This window comes from Nosocomiicoccus massiliensis (assembly GCF_000438455.1).
Classification (GTDB): domain Bacteria; phylum Bacillota; class Bacilli; order Staphylococcales; family Salinicoccaceae; genus Nosocomiicoccus; species Nosocomiicoccus massiliensis.
In genome coordinates this window covers 1-6,875 of sequence record NZ_CAVG010000034.1, presented here as the reverse complement: position 1 = coordinate 6,875, position 6,875 = coordinate 1, and the positions used below count along the sequence as shown (strand labels likewise).

7 protein-coding genes are annotated in these 6,875 nt (G+C 35.1%); 6 read left to right on the top strand and 1 reads right to left on the bottom strand.

Annotated elements, in window-relative coordinates:
* The 6 genes from TJ68_RS01600 to TJ68_RS01575 all read left to right on the top strand — a co-directional run.
* A partial coding sequence (locus TJ68_RS01600) for a pyruvate, water dikinase regulatory protein (protein WP_040928374.1) occupies positions 1–698 on the top strand: 698 nt, incomplete at its 5' end.
* 11 nt (positions 699–709) lie between these two features.
* Positions 710–2,461, top strand: coding sequence for a DNA primase (dnaG, locus tag TJ68_RS01595; RefSeq protein WP_052327243.1), 1,752 nt, complete (start codon positions 710–712; stop codon positions 2,459–2,461).
* 15 nt (positions 2,462–2,476) lie between these two features.
* Positions 2,477–3,583, top strand: coding sequence for an RNA polymerase sigma factor RpoD (rpoD, locus tag TJ68_RS01590; RefSeq protein ID WP_040928371.1), 1,107 nt, complete (start codon positions 2,477–2,479; stop codon positions 3,581–3,583).
* Between the two features lie 103 nt (positions 3,584–3,686).
* Positions 3,687–4,061: a c-type cytochrome gene (locus TJ68_RS01585; RefSeq protein WP_040928370.1), complete on the top strand. Its 375-nt coding sequence runs from the start codon at positions 3,687–3,689 to the stop codon at positions 4,059–4,061.
* 63 nt (positions 4,062–4,124) lie between these two features.
* A complete protein-coding gene (locus TJ68_RS01580; protein ID WP_040928369.1) occupies positions 4,125–4,805 on the top strand; it encodes a tRNA (adenine(22)-N(1))-methyltransferase in 681 nt (226 codons plus the stop codon).
* On the top strand, positions 4,795–5,862 hold the full coding sequence (locus TJ68_RS01575) for a Nif3-like dinuclear metal center hexameric protein (RefSeq protein WP_040928368.1): 1,068 nt from the start codon (positions 4,795–4,797) through the stop codon (positions 5,860–5,862). The genes TJ68_RS01580 and TJ68_RS01575 overlap by 11 nt, the downstream gene beginning before the upstream one ends.
* 37 nt (positions 5,863–5,899) lie before the next feature.
* On the opposite strand, the gene TJ68_RS01570 is transcribed toward TJ68_RS01575, so the two are convergent.
* Positions 5,900–6,875 (bottom strand): c-type cytochrome (locus tag TJ68_RS01570; protein ID WP_052327242.1); only part of this gene is annotated, 976 nt, incomplete at its 5' end.

The window sequence follows — 6,875 nt, the reverse complement described above, 5'->3', positions numbered from 1 at the left end:
TAAAAAGATATGCGCATTTAAAAGATGTGAAGGATATCGATAATTTTATTCAATCGATTAAATTAGATAATGTCGTTGTAATTTTCACTTTTATTAAACCAGAGCTTTCAAAGTATATCGTAGAGAAACTTACACAACTCAATATTCCATTTGTAGACGTTATGACACCAGTTATGGATATGTTGAAAGAAAAACTAGAGGGAGGACCGTTATATGAACCAGGTCGTGTCCATAAACTCGACGCGGACTATTTCAAAAAGATAGAAGCGATTGAATTCGCAGTACGTTATGACGATGGTAGAGATCCATCTGGTTTAAAATATGCAGATATCGTATTAATTGGTGTTTCGAGAACATCTAAAACGCCACTTTCACAGTTTTTAGCATATAGGGGATATAAAGTTGTTAATATTGCACTTGTCCCAGAAGTCGAATTACCAGAAGAATTATTTGAAATCGATCCTAATAAATGTATCGGGTTAGAAATTGATCCATCATCACTGTTTGAAATCCGAAAAAGCCGCCTCGAGCAACTTGGATTACTTGAAAATGCTAAATACGGCCAAAACGAAAGAATCGAAGAGGAACTCGAGTATTTCCATCAAACAGTTAAAAAAATTGGTTGCTGTACAATCAATGTTACAAATAAAGCGATAGAAGAAACTGCGAGTGAGATTATTAGAATTATGAATTTATAGAGGTGTATTGAATGGCGGAAAAATCTGTAGTGGATCAAGTAAAAGAATCTACTGACATTGTAGATGTCATTTCAGAATATGTTGATTTAGAAAAAAGAGGTAATAACTACGTTGGGCTTTGTCCATTTCATAACGAAAAAACACCTTCTTTTAACGTTTATAAAGATACGGGAAGTTATTATTGCTTCGGTTGTAGAGCAAATGGATCAGTAATTGACTTTTATATGGAGATGGAAAACCTCCCCTTCAATGAAGCATTACAATCTCTTGGCGAGCGTTCGGGTATTAAAGTTAAACATAAGAAAACGAATGTGAATTCAAAAGAACTTCAACTCATTAAAATGCATGAGATTATGGTAGATAACTATCATAATATTTTAGTGGCAACTGCTGAAGGGAAAGATGCACTGAACTATTTATTAGAGAGAGGTTTTACACTCGAACAAATCAAAAAGGAAAAGATCGGTTTTGCTCCAAATATAAAAGATAGTGCTATTCAGCTATTAGAAAATCTAAAGTTCTCTAAAGAGATGATGTTTCAAGCTGGTCTCGTAGCACGAAATGAAGAGACGTTCGAGTACTTTGACCGATTTAGAAATCGTATTATGATACCGATCAAAAATCATAAAGGCAAATATGTCGCTTTTACAGCACGAGCATTAGGTGATGATACGCCGAAATATTTAAACTCTCCTGAAACAGACATCTTCCATAAAAGCTCGATTATATTTAATTTATCAGATGCTTATAAAGTCATCCAGGATGAAAAAGAAGTGATTTTAATGGAAGGACATATGGATGTATTAAAAGTAAAAAATACATCTATAAAAAATGTCGTCGCGACGATGGGGACGAGTGTGTCTTTAAAGCAAATTGAAATTTTAAAGCGAGTCTCTAAAAATATAACATTAATGTTCGACGGAGACGAAGCGGGTAAAAATGCAACACAATCAGTCGGAGAAAAGATACTTGAACAAAAAGGAAATCCATATGTCATTCCGTTACAAACAGATATGGACCCGGATGAGTTTATTGAAAAGCATGGAGAAGAGTCATTTGAGAAGTATATTTATGAGAACCGAGATCATTTTATTGTTTATGATGCGAAAGAAAAACTTAAAAGTTCAAAACGAAACGACTTAAAGTTCTCTGAGTACTTAAATCATTCGATTCAACTATTAAAATATATCGATAACGAAGTGGAACAAAGCCGTCTTGTTAAACAAATATCTGAACTCTATGAAGTTGATGCAGAGCTTATCTATCGACAATTGCCCAAAAAACAACGTCGACGAGACAATAAAACAACGTTCAGTAGTCCGAGTGTGACACGTGTAACGTCACGTGAGTTTAAAGAGAAACATATTATGCATACATTAATCAATAGTAAAGAGAGAATGCAGTATTTTACCTCAAATTTTGACTTAGATTTATTTCAAACAAGTGGTTATCATGATATAATAAATAAATTAGTGGAATATTTTAGCGAATTCGATACATTTGATAAACAGATGTTTATATCTTATATTGACCCCGAATTAATCACTTGTTTAGAACACATTATCGCGACTGATTTACCTGTCTTAGAAGAGCAAGAATTAAATGATTATATACAGGCGATTTGTGGTATAAGTTCAAGTAGTGGGGAGAAAAATAATCTGATCAAAGAAATTGAGCAAGCTGAACTCATTGGAGATGATGAGCGAGCGTTAGAACTCTTTAATCAATTAATAGAACTCCAAAAATTTCCAAAGTCAAAATAAATTAGGGGGATTTCAATGTCAGTTAAAAAGACGCTATCATTAGATGAAAATGAAATAGATATGACAAATATTGAGTCTGTAAAACAGTTCCTATTAGAAAAAGGAAAGCAAGAAGGTGAGTTATCTCACGAAGAAATTGCCGATAAGTTACAAAATTTTGACTTAGACTCTGATGCAATGGATGAATTTTTTGAGCAAATTCATACTGCAGAGATTGAACTTGTGAACGAAAAAGACGCAGATGATAAAGATGAGAAATTAGACGTACGTGATATGTCTGCACCGGTCGGTATTAAAATTAACGATCCAGTACGTATGTATTTAAAAGAAATCGGACGCGTAGATCTATTAACGGCTCAAGAAGAAGTCGAGCTCGCAAAGCGTATTGAAGCGGGAGACTTAGAGGCAAAAAATAAATTAGCTGAAGCAAACTTACGTCTCGTAGTCAGTATTGCAAAACGTTATGTTGGTCGTGGGATGTTATTCTTAGATCTTATTCAAGAAGGGAATATGGGTCTTATTAAAGCTGTTGAAAAGTTCGACTTCACGAAAGGTTTTAAATTCTCGACGTATGCAACGTGGTGGATTCGTCAAGCAATTACGCGTGCGATTGCTGACCAAGCGAGAACAATTCGTATCCCTGTTCATATGGTTGAAACGATTAACAAACTCATTCGTATTCAAAGACAATTACTTCAAGATTTAGGGCGTGAACCAACGCCAGAAGAAATTGGAGAAGAAATGGATATTACAGCTGACCGCGTAAGAGAAATTTTAAAAATTTCACAAGAACCTGTTTCTCTTGAAACTCCAATTGGTGAAGAGGATGATTCACACCTTGGAGATTTCATTGAAGATGTTGAAGCACAAAGCCCATCGGATCACGCAGCATATGAAATGCTAAAAGATCAATTAGAAGATGTTTTAGATACGTTAACGGACCGTGAAGAGAATGTATTACGTCTTCGCTTTGGTTTAGATGATGGTCGTACTCGTACATTAGAAGAAGTTGGTAGAGTGTTCGGAGTAACTCGCGAACGTATTCGTCAAATCGAAGCGAAAGCGTTAAGAAAGCTTCGTCATCCTTCTCGTTCTAAAAAACTTAAAGATTTTATGGATTAATTGTGAACAAAGTGTATAATTACAAAAAATACTCGTTGGAATTTATTTGCAAGTAGTATACAATTGAATAAGAATATGCTAATTATAAGGGGAGGGAAATTTAATGAACAAGAATCCAATTATCCCATTCTTACTGATCATCTTCCTAGGTGTCGGACTTGTATTCTTACTTTCTTCATACGGAGCTACTGATGATGGTGGAGATACTGCTGATAACGGAACTGAACAACAAGACGGAGATAACGCATCTTCTGGAGATGCTGATGGTGAGGGCGTAGCAAAAGATAACTGTTCGTCATGTCACGGTCAAGACTTCTCAGGTGGTATGGGTCCTGCATTAGCTGGAACTGGCGTTGACAAAGAAACATTTGTTAAAGACGTTAGAAATGGTATTGAAGGAACTGCAATGCCAGCGTTCTCTGAAAGTCAAATTTCAGATGAAGAAATCGACGCTATGTATGAATTCTTTACTAAGTAATAAATAATTGAAATGATAACTCCTACATTTGATGTAGGAGTTTTTTTAAATTAGGTGGATATAATGATTGACACGAGATTAAAAGCAGTAAGTAAATACGTTATTGGAGATAGATTGTTAGATGTCGGTAGTGACCATGCGTATTTACCTATTTATTTAATAGAACAAAATAAAATTAAATATGCCGTAGCAGGTGAAGTTGTTAAAGGTCCATTTGAAAATTCAAAATCAAATGTAAAAGGATATAACTTCGACGATAAAATCGATGTGAGATTAGGTTCTGGTTTATCTGTGATTCAAAAAGATGAAGAGTTTGATACTATTACGATTTGTGGTATGGGTGGTCCGTTAATCGCCTCGATTATAAAAGATGGACAAACCTATTTAAATAATACGCCGAGATTTGTAGTGAGTTCAAACGTATACGGGGAATCTGTTAGACGTGAGATGGCAAATTTAAATTATAAAATTATCGATGAAGAAATAAACTTTTATAATGATAAATTTTATGAACTTATCGTATTTGAATACGGTAAAGAAAATTTAAGTGATTTAGAGTTTAAATTTGGTCCTATCAATTTAAAGAAAAGAGCAGATCTTTTTATTTTAAAATTAAAAAAAGATAAAGAACACTTACAGCATATTAAAAGTCAAATTAAACAGTCGAGTAAGAAGATAGATAAGTTAGAAGAGATTACGAACGACATAAATTTAATTAATCAGGTGATTAATCATGAATATTAAAGAGTTAATGGCAGTTCTTAATACAGTTGCACCGTTTAAAGACGCTGAAGACTGGGATAACGTCGGTCTTCTCGTTGGTTCAAATGATAATACAGTCACTGGAGTTATGACGACACTCGACTGTAATTTAGACGTTATTGATGAGGCACTTAATGAAAATGTGAATACGATTATCGCGCATCATCCAATCATTTTTCCAAAAATTTCAAAACTCGATGATAGTTATCAGTCAAAAATTATTAAAGCAATTATAAAAAATGATATGAATTTAATCGCAATGCACACAAACCTTGACCATCAAGATGACGGAGTCAGTGTTATGATTGCAGAAGCTCTCGGGTTAAAAGTTGTATCTCCTTTAATCCGTCATGACGCGGTGACTTATAAGTTACGCGTGAATATTCCTAAAGAAGATAAAGAAACGTTTAAAAAGGAGTTAAGCGACATTGGATTTGGTAATCAAGGAGACTATAGTGAATGTTTCTTTGAATATGACGTTCAAGGTCAATTTAGACCAAATGAACATGCAAATCCTACAATCGGAACGCATAATGAATTAGAGTACGTGGATGAGGTCATCATTGAAGCAATATTCGACGGAAATACGGATAAAATATTAAAAATGATCGAAGCACATCCATATGAAGAACCAGCATATGACGTATTTACAATTACAAAACCGACAAGTAACGGTCTCGGTGTAGTTGCTCTATTTAACGGCACAATGGATGATTTAGTTAAACAAATAGAGACAACGTCAAAGACACCAATCGTTAATGTCGTAAAAGGAAATGACGAAAAATTAGCGCGTGTTGCGATAATAGGTGGCAGTGGTGCGAGCTTTATCTCTCAAGCGATGAGACAAGCAGATTGCCTCATCACTGGAGACATTAAATACCACGAAGCATTCGATGCAAAAGAAGAAGGGTTTAATTTAATCGATGTGGGCCATTATTTAGAATATATGATGGTTGAAGGATTAAAAAATAAATTAGCTGAAAAAATAGATTTAAAAGTCGTAGCAACAAACATCAATACGAATCCATTTATTTATTAAAAAGAAGCAGATGCCGACGCATCTGCTTTATTCATTACTAATTATTCTCGTTATATTTTTGAACTGCTTTAAAGTCAGTCCATTTCATTTTGCCGTTTTTAATCTTTTCACGTGTTTCTTTGTTGAAGTAGTCATCTGGCTTTCCTTCAGGGAACAAGTTTTCACCTTTAAATTCTGGTCGATCCTGCATGAGTAAATAACCAGCAAGGTCTGCTGCTTCTTGGTCAGTTAAAGTACCAGGTTGACCGAGCGGCATGTAGCGTTTTAAGTAACCATGCATTTGTTGTAATCTAGCCATTCCAGCACCATCATTAAATGAATGTTCTCCATATAATGCTGGTCCAGTTAAGTGTGCATTGTCAGCAAGTGGATCACCGTGACATGTTGTACAGTTAAAACGTTCCATTAAAGCTTCACCATTGCTCACGTTTGGTTCAGGTAGTTCTTCAGAAGCTAACTTAGTAGTCATAAATGGATATTCTTCGCCTTCAACACCATCACTGATATATTCATAGAAGGCAATAAATGCTTTCATCTCGTCAGAATCTTCATCGAGTTCAGTACCGTTCATACTTCTGATGAAACAACCGTTAATACGTTCTTCTAACGTAACTTCTCGACCTTCACGCTTAGAGTATTGTGGGAATCGTTTTGTGACTCCGATCAAGTTGACAGCGTCACCGATACCGCTTTGAGCGTGACAGCTTGCACATGATAATCTGTTGCCAACGTTATTTGGTAATAAATCAGCAGTGTGGTCACTTAACTCTCTACCGCGATTAATAAGTGCTTGCTCTTCTTCAGAATAGCTGTCTAAGTCTTTTAAAACGGAGCTAAACGGAACAGGATTGCCATCCTCATCGAGCTCAATTTCTTTCGTTGCTGTCTCACTCTCTGTTGCTTGGTTCTTTGTTTCGTTTTTACTTTCATCATTAGTATTTGTTGAACAAGCGCTAATGACAATAATAATCGAAAGGGCGAGTAGTGATAGTAGTAACTTGTACCTCATAACT

What these genes read in the sequence shown, in the direction of transcription:
- dnaG (WP_052327243.1), top strand. Translation starts at nt 710, where the DNA reads ATGGCGGAAAAATCTGTAGTGGATCAAGTAAAAGAATCTACTGACATT.
- TJ68_RS01580 (WP_040928369.1), top strand. Translation starts at nt 4,125, where the DNA reads ATGATTGACACGAGATTAAAAGCAGTAAGTAAATACGTTATTGGAGAT.
- TJ68_RS01575 (WP_040928368.1), top strand. Translation starts at nt 4,795, where the DNA reads ATGAATATTAAAGAGTTAATGGCAGTTCTTAATACAGTTGCACCGTTT.
- TJ68_RS01585 (WP_040928370.1), top strand. Translation starts at nt 3,687, where the DNA reads ATGAACAAGAATCCAATTATCCCATTCTTACTGATCATCTTCCTAGGT.
- rpoD (WP_040928371.1), top strand. Translation starts at nt 2,477, where the DNA reads ATGTCAGTTAAAAAGACGCTATCATTAGATGAAAATGAAATAGATATG.